The 20,890-nt window shown below is 42.6% G+C and carries 17 protein-coding genes; 7 read left to right on the top strand and 10 right to left on the bottom strand.

Features of this window, described 5'->3' with window-relative positions; genetic code table 11:
* Positions 1-194: 194 nt before the first annotated feature.
* The 6 genes from GJQ68_RS01460 to GJQ68_RS01485 all read right to left on the bottom strand — a co-directional run bounded on the left by GJQ68_RS01460 (position 195) and on the right by GJQ68_RS01485 (position 8,182).
* A complete protein-coding gene (locus tag GJQ68_RS01460) occupies positions 195-608 on the bottom strand; it encodes a helix-turn-helix domain-containing protein (RefSeq protein WP_162415522.1) in 414 nt (137 codons plus the stop codon).
* 173 nt (positions 609-781) lie between these two features.
* Positions 782-1,573 (bottom strand): sulfite exporter TauE/SafE family protein, encoded by a 792-nt coding sequence (locus GJQ68_RS01465; RefSeq protein ID WP_162415523.1) that lies wholly within the window; start codon positions 1,571-1,573, stop codon positions 782-784.
* A 42-nt stretch (positions 1,574-1,615) separates the two neighbouring features.
* Positions 1,616-2,647, bottom strand: a complete 1,032-nt coding sequence (locus GJQ68_RS01470) for a c-type cytochrome (protein ID WP_162415524.1) — start codon at positions 2,645-2,647, stop codon at positions 1,616-1,618.
* A gap of 23 nt (positions 2,648-2,670) precedes the next feature.
* On the bottom strand, positions 2,671-3,087 hold the full coding sequence (locus tag GJQ68_RS01475; protein WP_162415525.1) for a DsrE family protein: 417 nt from the start codon (positions 3,085-3,087) through the stop codon (positions 2,671-2,673).
* A 35-nt stretch (positions 3,088-3,122) separates the two neighbouring features.
* Positions 3,123-3,797 carry a Tat (twin-arginine translocation) pathway signal sequence containing protein gene (locus GJQ68_RS01480; RefSeq protein WP_162415526.1) on the bottom strand — a complete coding sequence of 225 codons (675 nt, stop codon included), beginning with the start codon at positions 3,795-3,797 and terminating at the stop codon, positions 3,123-3,125.
* Positions 3,798-4,069: 272 nt separating this feature from the next.
* Positions 4,070-8,182 carry a hybrid sensor histidine kinase/response regulator transcription factor gene (locus GJQ68_RS01485; protein WP_162415527.1) on the bottom strand — a complete coding sequence of 1,371 codons (4,113 nt, stop codon included), beginning with the start codon at positions 8,180-8,182 and terminating at the stop codon, positions 4,070-4,072.
* 621 nt (positions 8,183-8,803) lie between these two features.
* On the opposite strand from GJQ68_RS01485, the gene GJQ68_RS01490 reads away from it, so the two are divergent.
* The 5 genes from GJQ68_RS01490 to GJQ68_RS01510 all read left to right on the top strand — a co-directional run bounded on the left by GJQ68_RS01490 (position 8,804) and on the right by GJQ68_RS01510 (position 14,384).
* Positions 8,804-10,525 (top strand): multicopper oxidase family protein, encoded by a 1,722-nt coding sequence (locus tag GJQ68_RS01490; protein ID WP_235940993.1) that lies wholly within the window; start codon positions 8,804-8,806, stop codon positions 10,523-10,525.
* A 51-nt stretch (positions 10,526-10,576) separates the two neighbouring features.
* A complete protein-coding gene (locus GJQ68_RS01495) occupies positions 10,577-12,799 on the top strand; it encodes a multicopper oxidase domain-containing protein (protein WP_162415771.1) in 2,223 nt (740 codons plus the stop codon).
* Between the two features lie 277 nt (positions 12,800-13,076).
* On the top strand, positions 13,077-13,508 hold the full coding sequence (locus tag GJQ68_RS01500) for a hypothetical protein (protein ID WP_162415528.1): 432 nt from the start codon (positions 13,077-13,079) through the stop codon (positions 13,506-13,508).
* 89 nt (positions 13,509-13,597) lie between these two features.
* Positions 13,598-13,810, top strand: a complete 213-nt coding sequence (locus GJQ68_RS01505; RefSeq protein ID WP_162415529.1) for an SHOCT domain-containing protein — start codon at positions 13,598-13,600, stop codon at positions 13,808-13,810.
* 142 nt (positions 13,811-13,952) lie between these two features.
* Complete coding sequence (locus GJQ68_RS01510; RefSeq protein WP_162415530.1) at positions 13,953-14,384, top strand: nuclear transport factor 2 family protein; 432 nt, start codon at positions 13,953-13,955, stop codon at positions 14,382-14,384.
* An 88-nt stretch (positions 14,385-14,472) separates the two neighbouring features.
* Here GJQ68_RS01510 and GJQ68_RS01515 read toward each other — a convergent pair whose 3' ends face one another.
* Positions 14,473-14,811 (bottom strand): LamG domain-containing protein, encoded by a 339-nt coding sequence (locus GJQ68_RS01515; RefSeq protein ID WP_235940994.1) that lies wholly within the window; start codon positions 14,809-14,811, stop codon positions 14,473-14,475.
* Positions 14,812-15,051: 240 nt separating this feature from the next.
* Between GJQ68_RS01515 and GJQ68_RS01520 the strand changes: the two genes are divergently transcribed.
* Positions 15,052-16,392, top strand: a complete 1,341-nt coding sequence (locus GJQ68_RS01520; protein ID WP_162415531.1) for an aldehyde dehydrogenase family protein — start codon at positions 15,052-15,054, stop codon at positions 16,390-16,392.
* 284 nt (positions 16,393-16,676) lie between these two features.
* On the opposite strand, the gene GJQ68_RS01525 is transcribed toward GJQ68_RS01520, so the two are convergent.
* Both GJQ68_RS01525 and GJQ68_RS01530 read right to left on the bottom strand, forming a co-directional pair.
* Positions 16,677-17,306, bottom strand: a complete 630-nt coding sequence (locus GJQ68_RS01525) for a YceI family protein (protein ID WP_162415532.1) — start codon at positions 17,304-17,306, stop codon at positions 16,677-16,679.
* 135 nt (positions 17,307-17,441) lie between these two features.
* The gene (locus tag GJQ68_RS01530) at positions 17,442-17,717 is read right to left on the bottom strand and encodes a hypothetical protein (RefSeq protein ID WP_162415533.1); all 276 of its coding nucleotides are present in this window, start codon (positions 17,715-17,717) and stop codon (positions 17,442-17,444) included.
* A 150-nt stretch (positions 17,718-17,867) separates the two neighbouring features.
* Between GJQ68_RS01530 and GJQ68_RS01535 the strand changes: the two genes are divergently transcribed.
* Positions 17,868-19,394, top strand: a complete 1,527-nt coding sequence (locus GJQ68_RS01535) for an FG-GAP repeat domain-containing protein (RefSeq protein WP_162415534.1) — start codon at positions 17,868-17,870, stop codon at positions 19,392-19,394.
* Positions 19,395-20,087: 693 nt separating this feature from the next.
* Here GJQ68_RS01535 and GJQ68_RS01540 read toward each other — a convergent pair.
* Positions 20,088-20,810: a glycosyl hydrolase 53 family protein gene (locus tag GJQ68_RS01540; protein ID WP_162415535.1), complete on the bottom strand. Its 723-nt coding sequence runs from the start codon at positions 20,808-20,810 to the stop codon at positions 20,088-20,090.
* Positions 20,811-20,890: the final 80 nt, after the last annotated feature.

A 20,890-nucleotide genomic window follows, 5' to 3' on the forward strand; every position in this document is an offset into this window, starting at 1 on the left:
GTTTATCACGGAATGCGTTTCGGATTCAAACCACAGGGATGTTCCTGATTTTACTTCAACGACCTGAGATTCCCCATTTTCGGGGGTTATTTGAACTTTTGCATCAGTTAGGATTACCGTTAAGTGGGGTTCATGGTGGTGCATTCCTTCGCCACACACGTCGCCTTGTGGTAAACTTGAATGTTCAATTAACATTAGTGTCCCAACAAGGAAGAAATCATTTTACTCCGACTTTCCGTGGGACTTTTGCCAAAGGTTTTCTTAAAAATTTGGGAAAAATAGACGGGAGACTTGAATCCTACCCGATAGGCTATCTCTGAAATGGTAAGCTCCTCAACAGTCAACAATTCTTTTGCTTTTTGAAGGCGTATCATTCGGATGTAGATGGAAGTGGACAATCCGGTGATGGCTTTTATTTTACGATGCACCTGTGAACGACTCAGACAAATCGCACTTGCCAGCCGATTTACGCTGAAGTCCTCTTCCTCCAGGTGTTCAAGAATGGCCCTATCCGCTTTTCCCAAAAAACTTAATCGCTTATGGTTGGTGCCAGTGCTTTTGTTTTCCCTGCTCATGGAGCGGTTGCTTTCCAGGAATAGATTCTGCATGATCCCAAATGTTAAGTGATTGATAAGGGTTACATCACAAATCTAGTTTATTGTAGGCAGGGCAGCTTTTCTTAAAAGGTATATTATTTTGTTTTCCGGCTCAACCTTATCCACCAGGTCAATTTTCAGCATAGGGCATTGATTTGACGACAAATAAAATGCTTACGATTTCTTCAACTATCCATAATAAATTCTTGGATTACTATTAAGGTTCCGACCATCAGGGTAAACCAACCGAATGACCTTTGTAAACTTATTGTGGGAATTCCTTTTACAATCCGACTGCCCACGAAAATTCCTGAGATAGCAAGACCGGTTATCCCTAAAAGGAATTTCCAGTGTATGGAATAATTGAGCACATCCCCCAAAAATCCTATAAGGGAATTACTGGCTACTATAAATAGTGTCGTACCAATCGCTGTTTTAAGCGGTGTTTTAGTAAGAAACCCCAGTATGGGGATAATCAGGAATCCACCGCCTACACCCACCAGGCCGGTGATTAATCCAGACAACAAGCCGAAAAATACCAGTGAAAAAACGGATGATTTTCTTTCATTTCCCTTATTCAAAGTTCGTCCGTAGATCATTTTTAGTGAAGCCAGTATCATTAGAAAGGCAAATACGCCAAGAATAAAGGTGTTTTTTGAAAGGCTAAAGGTCTCTATTTGAAGTATCTTATCAGGAATAGCAGGAACAATCCATTTCCGCATCAGAAAAATAGATAAAATGGAAGGAATGCCAAAAATGGACCCCGTTTTTATATTTACCAGCTGCGCCTGGTAATTCAGGGCTGTTCCCACCAGGCTGGTTATCCCAACAATAAACAGGGAGTAAGCCGAGGCCAACACCGCATCCATGGAAAATAGGTAAACCAAAATAGGGACGGCCAGTATGGATCCCCCGGAGCCCAAAATCCCCAGGGTCAATCCGACAAAAAATAAAAAAAAGTAGCCCAGAATTTCCATGATTGAATTTGATCCGGATTTGAAATTACAGTCGATAACAGGTTACTTATTAGCCGATAGTAATGGGCCAAACGGCCCGTATTTATGTTGAATTTCAGGAAAACTGTCTGTATATGGTCCGAAGGGATGATCAAATGGCTTTTTGGAAAGATCAGGCCAATCCCTGCTAAGGTCCTTTTCAGGTCTTGGCATGGAGTTGACAAAAGCGGCCACATTCCAGGCTTCTTCATCGGTCAGGAAGGGATTATCAAAGGTTACCCCGTAGGGCATATTGGCTTTCACAAATGCCGCAAACCGCGATAGCCGGTATAGACCAGCTCCTGTATTGTAGCTATTTTCTCCAAATAGGGGAGGATAGGTGTATTCCAAGCCATTTTCCGCCAAAATTCCCTTTCCATCCTCCCCATGACACCTGGTACAATAGGCCTCATAGACTGCTTTTCCTTTAACTGGATCAGCCGCTTCCTCGAGTAGGGGAAGATCCAACAGGCCGAATCCCTTATTGGATTGTCCGTTTGTTACATCTTTGCCCAACCATTTCATATAAGCCACCATGGCTTTCATTTCCCGGCTATCAGGATCGAGTGGTTTTCCATTCAGGCTTCTCTCTATGCAATCATTTACCCTTTTCTCATACCCTTCGGTGATTCCTGAGCGATTGCGGAATACCGGATATTTTGAAGCCACGGCACCATAATTATTCCCATAGGCCACCGTACCTCCTTTTAGATGACAATTCTGGCAATTCATTCCATTGCTGATTTGCCTCACCTTACCTTTTGGTCCCAGGTACACCGCCGTATGGGCAATCAACTCATGACCATATCGGATCAAGTCTCCTTCCTGATTGGAAGGAAGACTTGCCAACTGTGGTGCTTGCCAAACTCCTGTGGACGAAATCTTGGATGCCGAATTTTCTGATCTGTCCATACGAGGAATTTCCTGACTTTCCAAAGGGAAAATACCTAAGGCATGGCCTAGCAAGAGGAGGGTTGAGCCCAAAATTCCTATGACCAAAAGGTTGACCGACAAGGTCAATTGTCGAAGCCATTTGTCCAGCTTTTTTTCCTCCATATTGGATTGATTTTTCCTTTTATTTAATAATGCGCTTCTTTGATATATCCCCAACCTTCTCCTTGTTTGGTGACGATTTCCAGGATACCATCCGGCACCGTTTTTACGCCTGCCAACAATTGAGAGGAGTTGATTTGATGCCTTTTCAGCGTGGCTTCACAAACCACGAAAGTCACCCGTTCGTTGCCTTCAAACTGTTGGATTTCCTTGGCCACAGCAGAGGATTCTTTAAGTACCATGGGATAAGCACCGGCATAGACCACTACTTCAAATTCCGAGTCGGGATAGTTGGCAGCCATCATGCCTACATGCCTGAGCGTGGCCTGATGCGTGGCTTCATCTTTACTGGTAATATCAAACACCACTTTTACCGGTGGGGATTGTGCCCAGAGCCCAAGGCTTAGAATAAACAAGGGGCAAAACAGAATGATTTTTTTCATCTTTTTGAACATTAGGATTAATCAGGAAATCAATTTTAACCTCCGGCATAAATGTATGCGCAGTTTTTTTGATGTGCACGGGAGAGTGCCCATACCCCGGACGGAACAATCTGAACCTCCGGCAATACTCCTCTGGACCAGTCTGCTTTTACGGCTTCAGGGTCCATTTCCAATTGTTGTGCAGCCATACCACTATACACCGTTAAGGCCATGTCGCAGACACAAAACATGGCCCCCCTGTCATGCAGTTTTTTCATTCCATCGATACCCGGCATGGGATAATCACCGTCTTGAGGTATAAAAAAAGGATTACGTTGGGATGGAGCACCGGTGTTGTTATCCACAATGTTAAACATTTCTCCCAGGGGATATTTTTCCCACAATTGGTCATTTAAAGCAAAAGGAATGGCATTGTGTCGCAAGACAACCATGGCTGTCATTTCATCATCGGATAGGCCGGTCTGGTTGTTGGTCTGGTAAAAAACCCAGGACCAAATAAAGGGAAATCCGGCATTTGGTTCAGGAGCATCATATACTACCCGTTGATCCCCCTTGACGCCATCGAACCAGGCATCTGCTTCATGGAGGACTTTTGTATCCATTTTGTCTCCAATCATTAGCGGACTGGAAAAAGCAGAGAGACCTGCAGTGGCACCGGTGGCCAGAGCTCCTATAAATTTTCTTCGGGAATTTTTTACTGGGGTTTTCATGGTTGATTTGGTTATGGTTTATAAATAGATTCGTACAATAAAGCAATGTGGAATCAAGCCTGTTGGATCTAAACTTACCAGGTGAAAAGAATCAATTTCTAATTTTAATTAAAGGCCTGTACCGATTTTTCTAGGCAAGACCTGGCGGATCAGGTGCATTAGGCTCGTTGCCCACATGAATTGTACGTTTCAAAGCTATGGATTACAGCTCACAGCTGCTTTCGGTATTGTTGCAACTCCTTTCGATATTGTTGCAAAGGACAAAAAATGAGTTAGTTGCGGCTTTCAGTAGGGCTTTCCCCAAACGTTTTCCTGAATATCTGAGAAAAATAAACCGGCGATTTAAAGCCTACCCGATAGGCTACTTCTGCAATGGTAAGGTTCTCCACAGTGAGCAGTTCTTTTGCCTTTTCAAGGCGGATCATGCGAATGTAGATGGAGGTGGAGTATCCGGTGATGGCTTTTATTTTCCGATGTACTTGCGACCGACTCAGAGAAATGGCATCAGCGAGGTGATCTACTGAAAAATCCTCTTCTCCCAGGTGTTCTAAGATGACCCTTTCGACTTTCACCAAGAAACTTTCGATGGAAGAACTGATAGGCTCATAGCCGGGCTCACTGCTTAGGAAGCGCCGACTGTACTTTTGTTGAAGCCGCTTCCGGGTCTCCAGCAATTTTTCCAGACGGATCAATAATTCTGTTTTATCAAATGGTTTCGCCAGGTAGGCATCTGCCCCTTTGGAAAGTCCGGTCAGCCGGGCCTCCTTTTCTGCCAGGGCGGTCAACATAATAATCGGAATATGGTCACTGCGCTTATCGGCTTTGAGCGTGGCGCAGACTTCAAAACCATCCATTCCGGGCATCATGACATCACAAATGATGATGTCCGGAATATGTGCATAAGCCAATTCCAGTCCGGTTTGTCCATTCAACGCATGAAGACAATGGTATTTATTCTTCAACGCCATTTTCAAATAATTGGCCACATCCAGGTTGTCCTCAATGATGAGGACCAGCGGTAAATCCAGGTCTTGGGCCTTTTCATCGATATCTTTTAGGGCATAGGGTAGGGAGGGTTGAAAGAATTGGCTAAGGTCTTGCTCGGTGGCTTTAGGGGCAGCCAAGGTAATGGGTAGGTGGACAGTAAATGTACTACCCATTCCAGCGTGACTTTCAACTTTTATTGTTCCCCCCATCAATTCCACCAGATCTTTAGTCAGCGCAAGACCAATACCTGTTCCCTCTGAATGCCGGGTCGAAGATTGGTCTGCCTGATAAAAACGGTCGAAAACGTAAGGGATTTCCTCTTGCTGAAGTCCTTTACCATTATCGTTAACTATTAATGTAAAACATCTTGTGACTGACCCGAAGATCTGGGTAAGGTGAATAGTTATCTGACCATGATCAGGAGTAAATTTTATAGCGTTCGACAGGAGGTTTGAAACGATCATTGCGAGTTTAGCAGGGTCAAAATCCATGACCAATTGACCCACCTGCGCATCAACATCCAGCTTAATTTGTTTTTCCCGGGCCATGGATTCAAAACTTTCACAGATGTATTTGATAAAAGGAACCACGTCCTTTTGCAGCATTTCCAGTTCCAGATGTCCACTTTCAAGCTTAGCCAAATCGAGCATTTTATTGACCAATTGCAAGAGGTTTTTGCCGTTTCTTTGAATCATTTCCAGTCGCTGATCGGTATCTTCCCACCGGTGGTTCCCTGCTTTCGATCGGAGGGTATCCGTGAGACCGAGAATAACCGTCAGTGGGGTACGGAACTCATGGGTAATATTGGTGTAAAGATTGCTTTTAAAATGATCTATTTCGGTTAGCCGCCTGCTTTCCGCTACTGCCAGTTTTCGGGAGACTTTAAATTTGTAAAACCATCGGAATAGTAACAACAGTATAATGATAAAAAGGGTGTAGGCCCACCACCGGGTCCACCAGGGGGGCAGGATAGTGAATTGTAGGGAAGCGCCTTTTTCGCTCCACAGCCCGTCACTACTACTAGCGATTACCTGAAAGGTATACTTCCCGGCATCCAGATTGGTATACCTGGCGGTTCGTTGTTCACCAGCTTCTATCCATTCCGAATCATAGGGGAGCATTCTGTATTTATATCGATTTTTTGATGGGTCGGTGTAATGAAGCCCGACGTAATCAAAAGTTAAATCATTTTGTAAGTGGGAGAGTGTAAGTTTTTTTCCCGTATTTCCTTTATTTGAGGACCAGTCAAACGGTTTTCCGGAAACTTGTATACCATTCAGGACCACCTCGGGAGGGTATGGGTTTCCTGCTATTTTATGCGGATAAAAGGATACCAAGCCGCCATCGCCACCAAAAAAAAGCTGACCATCCGCACTTTTAAAAGCACCCGTATGATTAAAACTGGTAATGGAAAGGCCGTCTGAAGCATCATAATTTGTAAAGTCCAGGTTTTTTGGATCAAAGCGCACAATTCCATTGCCGGTAGAAAGCCAGTAATTTTCCTTTTCATCTTCCAGAATTCCATTGATAGTATTGCTTGACAAGCCGTCTTCCGTGGTATACTGTTCGAGTTCATGGGTCACGGTATTATAATGGAGCAAGCCGTTGCTTGTTGTTCCAATCCAAAAAGTATCCGGTGATTCTTCCAGCATGCAGGTTACCCCATATTTTTCCAGATGAGGTAAAAAACGGTCCGTTGCGGCATCGTACCGAAACAGGCCTCCCTGAAAAATACCCACCCACAAAGTCCCTTTTATGTCCTCGTGGATATCGAAGACGCTATTATAATAGGATTGGGGACTGTTATCTGAGAAATGATATCTCTTAAATGATTGCTTGTCTTTCGATAACCGGATGATTCCTCCACTCCAGGTTCCGAGCCACATCCTGCCTTTCCCATCCACGTGCATACGAATCACAGGATCCGAGAGAGTACGGGTAGTATTGTCTTCCATCAGCTTATACGGTACAAATTGTCCTTTTTGGCGATCAAAGATGTCTACTCCGGCTTCCGTGCCTACCCAAAATGTTCCATCACTTTCCTCATAGGTAGTCCACACGATATCACTACTAATGCTTTGTTTTTCGTTCGGAACATGACGAAAATGATGAAATTCCTTCGTTTTTAAATCCTGCCTGTTCAATCCACCACCTCTGGTTCCCAACCAGATAACTCCGGGTTGGCTCGGCGCTTCGTATACCCCCATGACATGATCATAGGAAAGACTTGTTGGGTTTTCAGGTTCATGCGAATAGATAGTGAATTTATTTAGAGAGGGATCCAACTTATGCAGCCCTCCTGGTAAATTACCTATCCATAATCGATCTTGACTGTCTTGCAAAAATGACCAGACCTGGTTGGAACCAAGACTTTCAGGGTCGGCAGGGTCATGGGTATAGAAGGTCAATTTTTGGTTGACTGGATCATAATGGTTTAGTCCTCCATTATAGGTACCCACCCAAAACTCTCCATTAGGATCTTGGTGAATAATTTTCACATGCGGACAGGAGGACCATAAGCCCATCTCCCCCTGGGGGGCGTACAGGTTGGAAGGATCGGGTAACATCCGAATAAACTCCTCTGTATCCGGGTCGAAATAGTGAAGACCACTTTGGCAGGAACCAACCCATAGTTTGCCATCGCGATCCTCAAAAAGTGCGCTAATTCGATTATCAATAAGGCTGTTTGGATTTTCCGGATTATGCAAATAGCGTTTGGTGCTACCCGTCTGTATATCCATACGGATCAGACCTCCTCCGGTGCGATGGGCATCAAACGGTTCACCGGTGCCGATCCAAAGCTGATGGTTTCGATCAGCTTCCAGGACCCGTACCTCATCTTCAAGCAGGTTTACCGAATCGGTTGGATCGTTCAAAAAACGGGTAAACTGGTCGCATTCCCGTTCATAGCGAAATAACCCTCCATTTTGGGTGCCAATCCAAAGGTTATGGTCCGGATCTTCGGTAAAGGAATTGATTTGTCCAACCTGTTCATTGGCTGGGGCCGAAGGGTTAGAAGAATATCGGATGAAGCAATCGCAGGCCGGATTGTATCGGTCAAGATCAGATTTAGAGCCAACCCATAAATCCCCTTTAAAATCAACAAACAATTTTTCAACCCGATTTTGGGATAATGAAGAAGTATCACCGGGAATGTTGCTATAGCCTCGCAACTCGTAGCCATCGTATCGCACCAACCCATCTTCCGTTGCCAGCCACATATATCCTTGGTGGTCCTGGGCAATGTCCAGAATGGAATTACTGGGCAAGCCATTTTCGGTGGAAAACCGTTCAAAGCTAAATGCATCTGTCTGCGCAGTTATGGGGGATGGGAAGGCAAGAAACAGAATAGCCAAAAGTAGCAGGGGAATCAGGAAAATGAGCGAAATTCGTTTCATATTTTTTCCTTTAATTATCTGTTTACCCCTTCCTGCCAAACTTTTACTCCCTTGCGATTCACCGGTTTGTTGAGGTCCGGAATGGGTAGGTATTATTCGTTGGCGCTATTAATCTGCTCAGGAAAGTTTTGAATGAGGGGCGGAAAGAATTGGTAAACTTTCAGGCTTGATCCCTACCAATTAAAATTTAATTGTATTTTAATTCGCGACTATAAAAGGAAAGTATAATAAATTTACTGAAAAAACAAATTTTATTTGTTTAACTTTTAGTGTGCCTGATAAAATGAATCGAAGGGTGATGAAGGATGAGATAACCCAGGGATTTAAACAAGTCCCATCTGTGAAATTCCACGTTCTTAGGTTTCCAGTTTCTGTTGGCATACTTAACCTGCTGCGGTGTAGGACCAGCGCTGGGCATTCCTGATGTTCCAGTTTAGACCGGCCGTTCCTCGGCTTCAATAATAATGGTTCGGTTTTTGCCTGATTTTAAACTATACCACCCCCTGATGCGAATCGTATTGGCCGTATATGAGCCGAGGTTAGGGCAAAGGCCTTTAATGAATTCCCGAGAAGATAATGATTTGAGTTCAGGAAAAAGAAAGCTGCATTGGAACGCAGTACTTGAAATTTTTACGCAAAAAGTTAAACAAAAAAATGGTTGATCTTTCGAAAATTGACAGAAGAAAATTTATTTCCAAAGCAGGTTCTGGCGCAGCCCTGGTGATGGGATGGCCCATATTGTCTTCCTGTGACAATAGCAACAGATCGAAAGGAAGTACTGAGGCAACTAAATCCTTTGAGCCTGATATTGATCTGGAGCTAACTGCAGTGCAGAGCAGGATGGCTATACTTCCAGGCAGCGAAACCAATGTCTGGCATTTTCAAGGAAGGTTAATCAAAGGTGATGAAAATGTACTCGAAGAGGTAGAAGGAAGCTATTTGGGTCCGACTATAAAGGTAAGAAAAGGACAAAAAATACGGATTAGATTTACTAATAGTTTGCCGGAGGAAACAATTGTTCACTGGCATGGTATGCACGTACCTGAAGAGTATGATGGGCACCCAAAAGATGTAATTGAGACCGGGGAAACTTATGTTTATGAATTTGAAATTTTAAATCGAGCAGGTACCTATTGGTATCATCCCCACCCACATGGCCGCACAGGTCCTCAGGTTTATAATGGCCTGGCAGGTCTTTTATTGGTAACAGATGAGGAAGAGCAAAGCCTAAATCTTCCAGCTCAAGAATTTGACGTTCCCGTGGTGATACAGGATCGCAGTTTTGACAATGATAATCAGCTGGTATATGTCGAAAGCAGGAGGGATAGGATGAGGGGATTTTTGGGGAGTCAGATTTTGGTCAATGGAAACGCTAACCAGACATTGGACCTGAAAGCCGGCTGTAGTTACAGATTGAGGCTACTTAATGGCTCTAACTCAAGGATTTTCAAATTGGGATGGTCTGATGGAAGAAAGGTAACGGTTTTTGGTGTCGATGGAAGTTTATTAAATGAGCCGAAAAATTTGCCCTATTTGATGCTGGGGCCCGCTAAAAGGGTAGATGTTTGGTTGGATTTAACCGATATATCACAGGGCGCGGAATTAACCATGGAAAATCAATCTTTCCCCCTGGTGGAGGCGATGAGTGGTGGAATGATGGGGGGGGAAATGATGAACGGCGATGAAAGCTCATTACCTCAGGGAAGCGTATATGATGTGTTTAAGATAAAAATTAGCAGCAATGGCAGTAACCGTTATAAACTGCCGGATAAACTGGCAGGGGATAATTACTTAAAGGCTTCTGATGCAATTTACGCAACTAATCCACGACAATTCACTTTTGCAATGTCTCATATGGAATGGACAATTAACGGCCGCACCTGGGAAACAACAGGTGTAAGTGAGGAGGAAAAAGTTAAGCTTAACACCACCGAAGTGTGGGAGCTTATAAATGAGAATGGAGAAATGATGATGGGTAGTGAAGGTCACCCAAATGACGATTCTGAAGGCCGTGGCATGATGGGTAATGGGGGAATGATGAATAGAGATGAAATGGGCCGGGGCGGTATGGGTAATCGGATGCAAATGGCTCATCCCATTCACTTGCATCAGCTTCAATTTAACGTTTTGGAATATATTGTTGATGACGTTGATCCTGAGTTATGGGATGCTGTTAAAGACGGCTTTATAAAAGAAGGTTGGCATGATACCGTTTTGTTAATGCCAGGCATGCGAGTCAAAATCATTATGAGGTTTGAGAATTTTAAAGGGCTTTTTCTCTATCACTGCCACAATTTGGAACATGAGGATATGGGAATGATGCGAAATTTTTTGATAAATTAAAATCTGATATTAGTGAAGAAAATAAAAAACAGTATCCTATTTCTGAGTTTTATGTTTGCCCTTTCTCATTGCTTATTGGGCCAAACTGATACGATTGTCTACCGCCTCACCATAGACCAGAAAGTTGTCAACAAAGCTGGAAAAAAAGTGAATGGGATGACCATAAACGGAAATATTCCGGGGCCTACTTTAACCTTTAAAGAAGGGGATTATGCCGTGATTTTTGTGGAAAACAAAATGGATGTTGAAACTTCGGTGCACTGGCATGGTTTGTTGCTACCCAATTTCTATGATGGTGTTCCCTATCTTACAACTCCTCCAATAAAGCCTGGTGAAACGTTTAAGTATGAATACCCACTAATACAATCGGGTACTTATTGGTATCATTCGCACACCTTGTTGCAGGAACAAAGTGGCGTGTACGGTTCTATTGTAATAGATTCCAAACAGGAGTCGCTGGAATACGATAGCGACCTTGTTTTAGTCATTTCCGATTGGACAAACCAAAAACCGATGAACGTGCTGCGCAACCTTAAACGAGGTAATGAGTGGTATGGTATCAAAAAAGGAACCTCCACGCCACTCAGTATGGTTATTGCCCGGGGTGGGATAGGAGCTCAACTTAATTTTTGGCGTCAGCGCATGGAAGGTGCAGATATTGCCGATATTTATTACCCAGCTTTTTTAATGAACGGGGAGCAAAACGCATCCTATCCTGAATTTCATCCGCGCCAAAAAGTGCGGCTGCGCATTATTAACGCATCAGCTTCTTCACAGTATTGGCTGACCTTCGGTGGTAATGATCCCTTGTTAGTGGCTGCTGACGGTCCGCGGGTCGTTCCTGTTGAGCATAATAAAACGTTCTTCGGCATAGCGGAAACGTATGATTTTATCGTAACCATACCCGATGAGGGTCAGATTGAAGTCAGGGCTTCTGTACAGGATGGCTCCGGACAAACATCCGCATTCCTGGGTACGGGGGATACGCTTTCAGCCCCCGATGTGCCCCAGCCTGACAAAATAGCCATGATGAAGGAAATGGCAAAGATGAAAATGCGCATGGGAGCTCCGGCCATGAAATTTAATCCTTCTGATGAAAACCCATACAAATTAAGAGCTAATTGGGGAATGGATGGGAATATGGATCATAAAATGGATGAATCAGAAATGAGCGATACGTCTATGAAGCATGCCCATCAGGATGGGATGCAAACCGATGGAAAAATGGAGGACGGCGAAATGGGAATGTTTTCCGAATACAATTACGATTATTTAAAAGCCGTAAAAAATACTGACTATCCGGAAGAAAAACCAGTGAAGGAGGTATTACTTAACCTGACCGGTAATATGTGGCGCTACATCTGGAGCTTTAATGGGGTTCCGCTATCCGAAGCTGATAAGATATCAATCGAGAAAGGACAGGTTGTACAAATTACCCTCAATAATCTCACCATGATGCACCATCCCATGCACTTGCATGGACATTTTTTTAGGGTGATTAATAAAAATGGTGATCGAAGTCCGCTAAAGCACACGGTGAATGTTCCTCCTATGCAAAGTGTAAAAATTGAATTTGATGCCAATGAAGACAGTGACTGGTTTTTCCATTGTCATGTACTCTACCACATGCTTGGCGGTATGGCAAGGGTCTACAGTTACGATACTCCACGCGATCCCCGTATGGAGGAACATCCGGTAGCAAATCTTATCCATGAAACTGATAAGTTTTACTCATGGGGATTGTTGGATGCAGCTTCACACATGATCGGTCTAAACCTGGTGACTTCCAACACCCGAAATCAGTTTAACCTGAATTTAGAGTACGGCTGGAATCAAATAGCCGAAGCCGAAGTAACCTATGAACGGTACCTGTACGACTACCTTCGGGTTTTTGGTGGAGTAAATGTAGAGAACGAAACAGAAAACAAAATAGATAAAGCAGTAACTACAGCAGTAGTCGGAATACGCTTTTTTACCCCCTATATGTTTGATTTGGATGTTCGCATTGACCATCTTCTCCGGCCGCAGATTGGCTTGGAACGCGAAATAATGATACTACCAAGAACGGTTTTATTTGGAGAGATTGAATACCAGGCGGACTTTGGGCTAGTGAATGATATCAATGAGGAAGAGAATCTCGTTGGAAATGGCCTCTATAATGAAGAACTGGTATGGAATGCTGGTCTGGAATATTTCCTATCAAGAAATTTTTCCCTAATGGCCAGTTATGACAATCGATTTGGGGCAGGAGGGGGACTGTCAGTAAGGTTTTGAGAAACTGTTTTTTTATCAAAAAAAAACAGTTGTGTGACACAAATCACATCATTTTACACTTTGAATAATTATACTAATAAAATTAACAAATAGTAAAAAGTAGTGGATGGCCTACAAGAACAAGGGGTAAGGCTTCTAACTGAAATGATCAAATGTGATTACCCTATGTGTCAAAACAGGGAACTCAACCTTTATAAATGAAAAATAGTAGTATTTCAGCTACAATCACTTAAAAAGAATAAGTATTAAATCGATTATAAATCTAAATAATTAAATAATGAAAACTAAAATATCAACAATTATATTTTTATTACTTTTTTCGTTTAACCATGCTTTACACGCTCAGGATTTCGAAAAAATGATGAAAAATGAAAGCAATCAGGAAGAAATGATTACGATCATGATGAATAACGAGGAAATGATGAAAAAATTTTCACAAAGACTTTCCTCAAATCAGCAGGCGAGGGATGTTTTGATGAAGGAAATGATGCAAAAAACCCAACATAAAAAGATGATGATGCAAAAAATGATGGGTGATAAGGAAAATAGACAATTGATGATGCAGCAAATGATGGATAATCCCGACATGATGAAAAACATGATGCAAAAAATGCATGAAGAAGGTATGATGAATAAGAAGTCAATGATGAAGGGGCATGAGATGATGGATAAAAAGAAAAATGACAAGGAAAGGCTAAGTCATCACTGATAGTTTATTTTAAATATATTTAGGCCAAAGAACCTCTTAATATATTTGAGTAGGTTCTTCGGCTAATTTTACACTTAAATTTAATGATTATGATGTACGGATGGATTATTGGACTGATACTTATCGTTTTTATTATTGTAGCTGTGGGAAGGGGTGGTTTTTTCCAAAAAACTACCGGCCAAATCGCGGAAGGAAACACAAATAGTTCTGCAATGGAAACGCTCAAAAACCGCTATGCCAAAGGCGAGATCGATGAAGAGGAGTTTGAAAAGAAAAAAGTAGAATTAGAAAAAGCCAACTAAATGGTGTTTCTTGAAACCCTAAATAAGCCTTTGTTTTTTCATTACTCTTGGTTCATTGGCTAACAATCCGCATTTTTGATTTTTAGGACAGGTTGAATGGTATCCAGGTTTATTCTTATCTTATATTTTAAAATTTCACACCATGAAAAAGCGATATATTCTCATTTTATTTATAGGTCTGATGGCTACCGGATGTGTATCCAGTTCTTCGAATGGAGAAATTGATGAGAGCGAAACCGAGGCGGTGCTGGACCACCATTGGGAAACATTTATAAACAATGACCTGGAAGGGGTGATGGAGGATTACACAGAGGAATCCATTCTGATTACTCCAAATGGAACTTACAGTGGATTGGAGGAAATCAGGGGGAATTTTGTTAATGCCTTTAAAGCCTTTCCCTCACAGGGAGCTGATTTAACTTTAAATCAAAGCCTGGCGGTTAAAGATGTGGGCTATATTTTATGGGAGGCCAATACGCCGGAATTTAACCTGACCTATGCGACGGATACATTTATTATTCGTAATGGCAAAATCCTGCGCCAGACCTATGCCGGGGTTAGGGTGGGGAAATAGGCTTCGACTTCGCTCAGCCCAGATGGTTCAATAGCATCAAGTAGGAGAAGAGAAGTTCAAGAGAGATACGCTAGTGACGTAACGGAGGTTATTTTGCATCGCTTTTAAACGGCTCATAGGACATCCAATCCACCTCCAGCTCGTAAGGTTGCAGTGGTTTTTCAATAGAAAGCGGATTGGTTTCCACGGACCAATTATTGGTATGCCAAAAATTCATCCGGTAGTAGGTACGGTGTTGAGGAATTCCTCTAGTAGATCCCTGATAATCCCACAGCACAATTTTTTCGCCGCTTTTGGGGTTTAGCATCCACCAACGAATGCGGTCTTCATACCAATCAAATCCATAGGTGTAAAATTGGGTGGAAGCATCAAAGTCCGGAATGGCTTCGATGGTTTCCGGCTGATTTTGCAAACCGGTTATAGCCATAGCCACTGCGACTTTTTTGCTTATGGAACAAATGCACCAGTTTTTGGAACATTTGGCTTAACTCATTTTCCCGCTATTCTTTAGATTTGTTCAGGTTCAATGCCAATACACTTACCTATTTTATGCTCGGATTATATAGTAGGTAATATTGAACATTGAATCTACCAGCAGTTGAATTTATAACCCTTGGATTCACACACCTTTATTAATCTTAAACAATTAACCTTAACAACTAACACGATGGAGACACAGACACTTTCAAAAGTTGACCTTGCTGACGTATTTCAAAGTCAGCAACGCAAAGCCCTGCAATTGAAGAAATCCACTGCTCAGGAAAGGATTGCCAGGTTGCTCAAATTTAAAGAAGCAGTTATTGCCAACATTGACAATGTATATGAGGCACTTTACAAGGATTACAAGAAACCAAAGGAAGAAGCGTCTGAAACCGATTCCGTTATTGTGGAAATTGACTTTGTCACCGACCATCTGGAAACATGGATCAATCCAAAGGCTGTTCCTACGCCCGAAGGTTTAGGTGGTGAAGCATCAGTATCGAGAATTATTTTAGAGCCAAAAGGGGTTTGTTTGTTTTTAACTCCCTGGAACTATCCTTTCCTACTAACTCTCAGACCGCTGGTTTCATGTTTGGCAGCAGGTAATACCGTCATCATAAAACCTTCTGAACTCACACCGCATTCATCCAAATTAATTAAAGAAATTATTGAATCGGTATTTCCTAAAGATGAAGTCTTTGTAATGGAAGGAGGGGCAGATGTGGCTTCTGAGTTATTGGACTTACCTTTTAACCATATTTTTTATACAGGCGGCACAAGGGTTGGTAAAATCGTGATGAAAGCTGCTGCCAACCATATGGCTTCGGTAACAATGGAACTTGGTGGAAAATGCCCTTCCATTATTGATGATTCAGCTGATTTTGCCGATGCGGCAGGTAAAATTGTGTGGACTAAATTTTTCAACTGCGGTCAAACCTGTATTACTACGGATTATGTTTTGGTATCGGAAGATCGCAAAGACGAATTTATCACTCATTTAAAAGGAACCATTGAACATATGTACGGTGTGGACGGACCGGGTATTGAAAGTTCAAAATATGCCCGATTGGTAAACAACAATCATTATCAGCGTGTAAAAAGGCTGCTTGATGATGCGCTTGAAAATGGCGCTTCATTAGTGACCGGAGGGAAGACAAATGATGGGGAAAACTATATTTCTCCTACTTTGCTTGATGATGTCGATCCGGATCTTGCGATTATGAAAGAGGAAATATTTGGGCCTTTACTTCCGGTGTTAACATACAAAACGCTGGAGGATGCCATTGACTTTGTCAATAAAAGAGAACAGCCGCTGGGGCTTTATGTATATAGCAAAGACAAAGTTGCAGCCGATAAAGTTATAAGTAGCACCACCGCAGGAGGAAGTGTTATCAATCATTCATCGGTGCATTATATGTCACCCTATCTTCCTTTTGGAGGAGTTGGCAATAGTGGAATAGGAAGAGGTAATGGGTATTTTGGTTTTCTGGATTTTTCGAATCAACGACCGGTGTTGGAAATGCCCTAGCAATAATTAAAGAAGGAAGGTAGCCTGATTTCACCGCCTGTAGTTCCGGACAAATGAGCTCCCTAAATGGAAGGTTAGATTTTGGATAACATTAGCGAAAGGCCAATGAAAATGGACTCATAAGGTTTTCGTTCTTTATTGCATCTAGTGGAAAGAGGGTGTAGTGGATACGATACCCAGTCCACCATACTCCACGGGTAATAGGGAGGGAAATTAAAAAAAACCACACCAAATTTGTTTTTTTGATGTGGGAGGAAAAGGCTTTTCGACGCGTTTAAGGCAGCTTACTTTTTAGCTAGCATCACTTCTGCGTGGACAGCTACTTCACTCCAGGTTTTGCTAATACCATCGGTGCCAGTATGCAATGCTTCACAGGCTTTATTAATGGAGGCCACGGCTCCCAATGCATCCCAATTCGCCAGTTCCATAACCCCATCAAAAACAAATTTGGTATCGTTGATAGTAGAATAGGTCAAAGGAATCGTCTCAGTCTGTCCGTTTAAGGTTATATCAATAGCACATTGCTTATCTGCCCCAACGTTAAATACCCCCGAAATCAGCTCGGTATCGTCCAGGGCACCGAAGAAAAATTCCAGTATTTTCGGATCTCTGGTTCCTGTAGGATCATTGGTAAACAGACTGCTGACCGGAATACTAAATTCTGTCCCGTCCATTGCTTCCAATGCCGTATCGCCGGAGCCAAAATTAGAGATGTTAATGTTGGTAAACTCCCCGCCAACAGGCACTTTATCGGTGGTTTTATAAGCGACAAAGCTTACCTTTGTTGAATCCCTGAGCAGGTCGAAATTTTCGGCACTTACCTGTGTTTCGGTTTCTTCTACTTTTTTGGCGTTGTTGCAACTGAAAATAGCAAACAGGAGCATGGCCATTGCAATTGGTGGTATTCTTTTCATGTAGTATGCGTTTGATTTATGTAAGGTGGATTTCTTTACTATAAAAAAACAAATAAACAAATATTTCTGATCATCTAAAAGCGGGTAGGGAAATGGTAGCATCCAGCCGAATCCTACAACTGGCTGTGGCATTGGTTACCGCTTTGATTTTCGCACTTTTTTTCCGGTATACAGGAATTCCAATAGTCGAATCAATTGAGATGCCTCCGACCTGTTAATTCCCATGTCCTTTAATTCCTCCATGGCGGTTTCCTTAAGGTTAATGAGTTCGATGGATTTACCCGCTTTCTTGGCAGCATAAGCCGCTTCTACAGTGGAATAAATATTTCCATCCGTATCGCAGTGAACAATGACATCTTCTGATTTCAATAAATCCGAATAGGCCTCAATGAATTCTTGTAATTCGGTCATGGTTTGAAGTTTAAATTACATCCGAAAATACGTCTTGCACTTATTAAATTCAAACAATCATATAAAAATCAACGTCTGGAACTTGAAAAAAACTAACTTTCGTACTTATCTGAATGCTATTGTTAAAAAAAATCCTATTCCGGCCGAGAAATGTCACTGATCTGTAAATTCATTACGCTTACCTGTCTGGGGTTACCGTGCTGCTTTCTTGTTCAGGCACAAGAGGACCAATTGCTAAAAGGAAGGGCTTTGTCCGAAAGCTACTGCGCTAGCTGTCATGCTTATCCCTCGCCTTCCCTTTTACCCAAATCGATATGGAAAAACCAGGTTTTGCCTCAAATGGCTGCCATGATGGGAGATCAGACGGCTCAGGATAGCCTGGGGGTTTGGGAAAATAAAACAGAAGAAGAGATTACCATTCAGAAAAAGCTCGGCGTATACCCTTCATCACCGCAACTTGGCAACGATGACTTTCAGGCGATAGTCGATTTTTATGTTGCCGAATCCCCTAAAACCTTACCGCCTCAAAACCTCAAAGAAGCGCCGGTACTGCTACAACAGGTTACTGCAAAAAAGCTTTTTATAGAAGGCATTAAAACTCCTAAAACCAGCCTGGTGGCTGTCAATGAAGAAAGAAGGGAACTTTTTATTTCAGATGCTACTGCCAATCAGCTTTATGTAAAGGATCAAAACGATGAACTCTTTACGCTTCCTTCGATCACAAGTCCCGCTGTGAATTACATCAGAAAAGCCCCAAATGTATTTCAATTCATTACCGTGGGATCCATAGCCCCGAGTGACCTTTCACAAGGTGCGGTTTATGAAATGGATTTAGCTGCCAACACCTGGAATAAAGTAGTGGACCAACTAGAGAGGCCGGTATATGGTATTTGGGAAGACCTGGAAATGGATGGGAAACCGGATCTTCTGATTTGTAGTTATGGCCATAATGGCGGAAATCTATCCATCTATAAGGATGGGGATTTGGCATCAAAACCGGTTCAACTTGGAGGTGCAGGTACCAGGAAAGTTGAAATTGGTGACCTTAACCGGGATGGAAAACCGGATATCGTAGTTCTATTTAGCCAGGGTAACGAACGGATATCCGTTTTTTATAATAAAGGCAACGGGCAATTCGAGCGTGAAAAAATATTGCTCCAGTTTCCGCCAGTGATGGGGTCCAGCTATTTTGAACTGCGTGACCTGAATGCCGACGGGCAATTGGATCTGCTAGTCAGTAATGGGGACAATTGGGATTATTCATCTGTACCCAAACCTTATCACGGCTTCCGTATTTATGAAAACAAGGGAAATGAAGTATTTGAGGAGGCCTGGTTTTATCCACAGTATGGTGCCGCAAAAGCGATGGCCGTTGATTTTGATCAAGATGGGGATTTGGACTTTGCGACGATCGCTTTTTATGATGAACTTCAACATCCCGAACAGCAGTTCCTGCTTTTTGAAAATATGGGGAACATGACTTTTAAGCCCAGATTCATTCCGGAAGCGGCCATGGGAAAATGGTTGACCATGGATGTGGGAGATATAGACGGAGATGGAGACAAGGACATCGTATTGGGTGCCTATGCCCACAATGTCATGGAATATTCAAAACTTCTTCTTCGGGGAATTGAAGAAGTCCCGAACGTTTTGATAATAGAAAACAAGAAATATTAAAAATTAAGCTATAACCACCTAACTTCTATCAAGCAGGACATCGATGAACTGAATACCCCATACCTTTTTGATATTTCCATTTATCACTTGCTCAAGTCCTCTTCTTTGGTTGAACACATTGATCGGGCAGGGCAGGTTTTTTATCAGCACAAAGAAAAAGTCTAAAAGAGACTACCCTTGCTTTTATCAATGCGAAAAGCTTGTTTTTTTGTAGTTTTAAACAAACGTAGGATTGGTTTCCATATTCTTTAGTGTGCCATGCCATTCCGGGTAATAACCTAAGTTCGATCTATGTTCCGTAAAAAGGTTCAACCCCGTCCGGGGTTGGAGGTTCGTTTTTGTTAGCTTTCCGTGGGTGCAACCCACGGTTATTGTTGTTCAGGCCCTTCAGGCCTGGAGTCTTTATGGGATTTAAAAACGACCATGAAAGGTATCTAGAAAGATTAATCCAAATTAAGCCTAATCAAAAGCAGTGAAGTCCCAAATCACTTCCCAAGAAACAAGCTCCTATTCAACTCCGAAGCCTGCAGGGCTTCAACAATAATAACCCCGGGCGAAACCCGGGGTTTATGAGCCAATTTATCCTTCCAGCAACCCCAAAGTGGGTTGAACATTTTTTTTTCAAAAAGCCCGGAATCAAATACACAACCGTTCAAAAAAACCAATTTGCCATCTATTAAAATCGAACTCAGGTTAACAAGACTGCCCGATAATATCGAAGTGGACACCTTTACTGACGATGTTGTCAAAAAATTTTGTGGAGTTCTTCAGATCATGGGACTTGGCGATATGAACCATGATACTGATCTCGGGGTCAACATCTCTCACGGCTTCACTGGCGCGCTTTAGCAGTTCATAAAAGGAGCCTGATGCGCTTCCTTCAATTTTTCCTTCGGGCCATAATATCCCGTTGTGGATTTCATTACCAATTTGCACCATTTCAGGGGCCACCCCTTCTTCGATAAATCGGCTAACGGTCTCCCTGGTATAGCTATAAATTTTGTCTTCCAGTGCGGATCCTTTTAAATCAGCCCATGATGCAGGCATAAACTGCTTGCCCGGATCTGCCCAGGTATCGCTGTAATGAAAATCCAGTAGAAATTTCATCCCGGCTTGCTTTACTCTTTTGGCCATTTCCAAGGTCTTTTCCAAGCCACAATAGCCCTCCTTTGAATAGCCGTCTTCTGAAGTGGGATCTACAAATAGCCGTAACCTGATCCAATTAAAACGGTGGTCTTTTAAAATTTGCACCACATCTTTCTCACGACCATTGTCCGTATAGGTAGCTCCTCTGGCTTCCATTTGTGGGACAAAAGAAATATCTGCACCGATGATGGGTTTTTCTATGTCGACGGAGTCTTTCAACTGCCCTTTATCGCGCTGGAACTCAATGGTAGCCATATTTTCAACATTCATTCCTGTTGAGTTTATGGGCGACAAGTTGGAAATATCCCTTCCTAATCTCCCCTTTTCGGGGCTGCCTGAAAGAGAAGTTA

Source organism: Cyclobacterium roseum (assembly GCF_010119225.1).
In the GTDB taxonomy this organism is placed as follows: Bacteria; Bacteroidota; Bacteroidia; order Cytophagales; family Cyclobacteriaceae; genus Cyclobacterium; species Cyclobacterium roseum.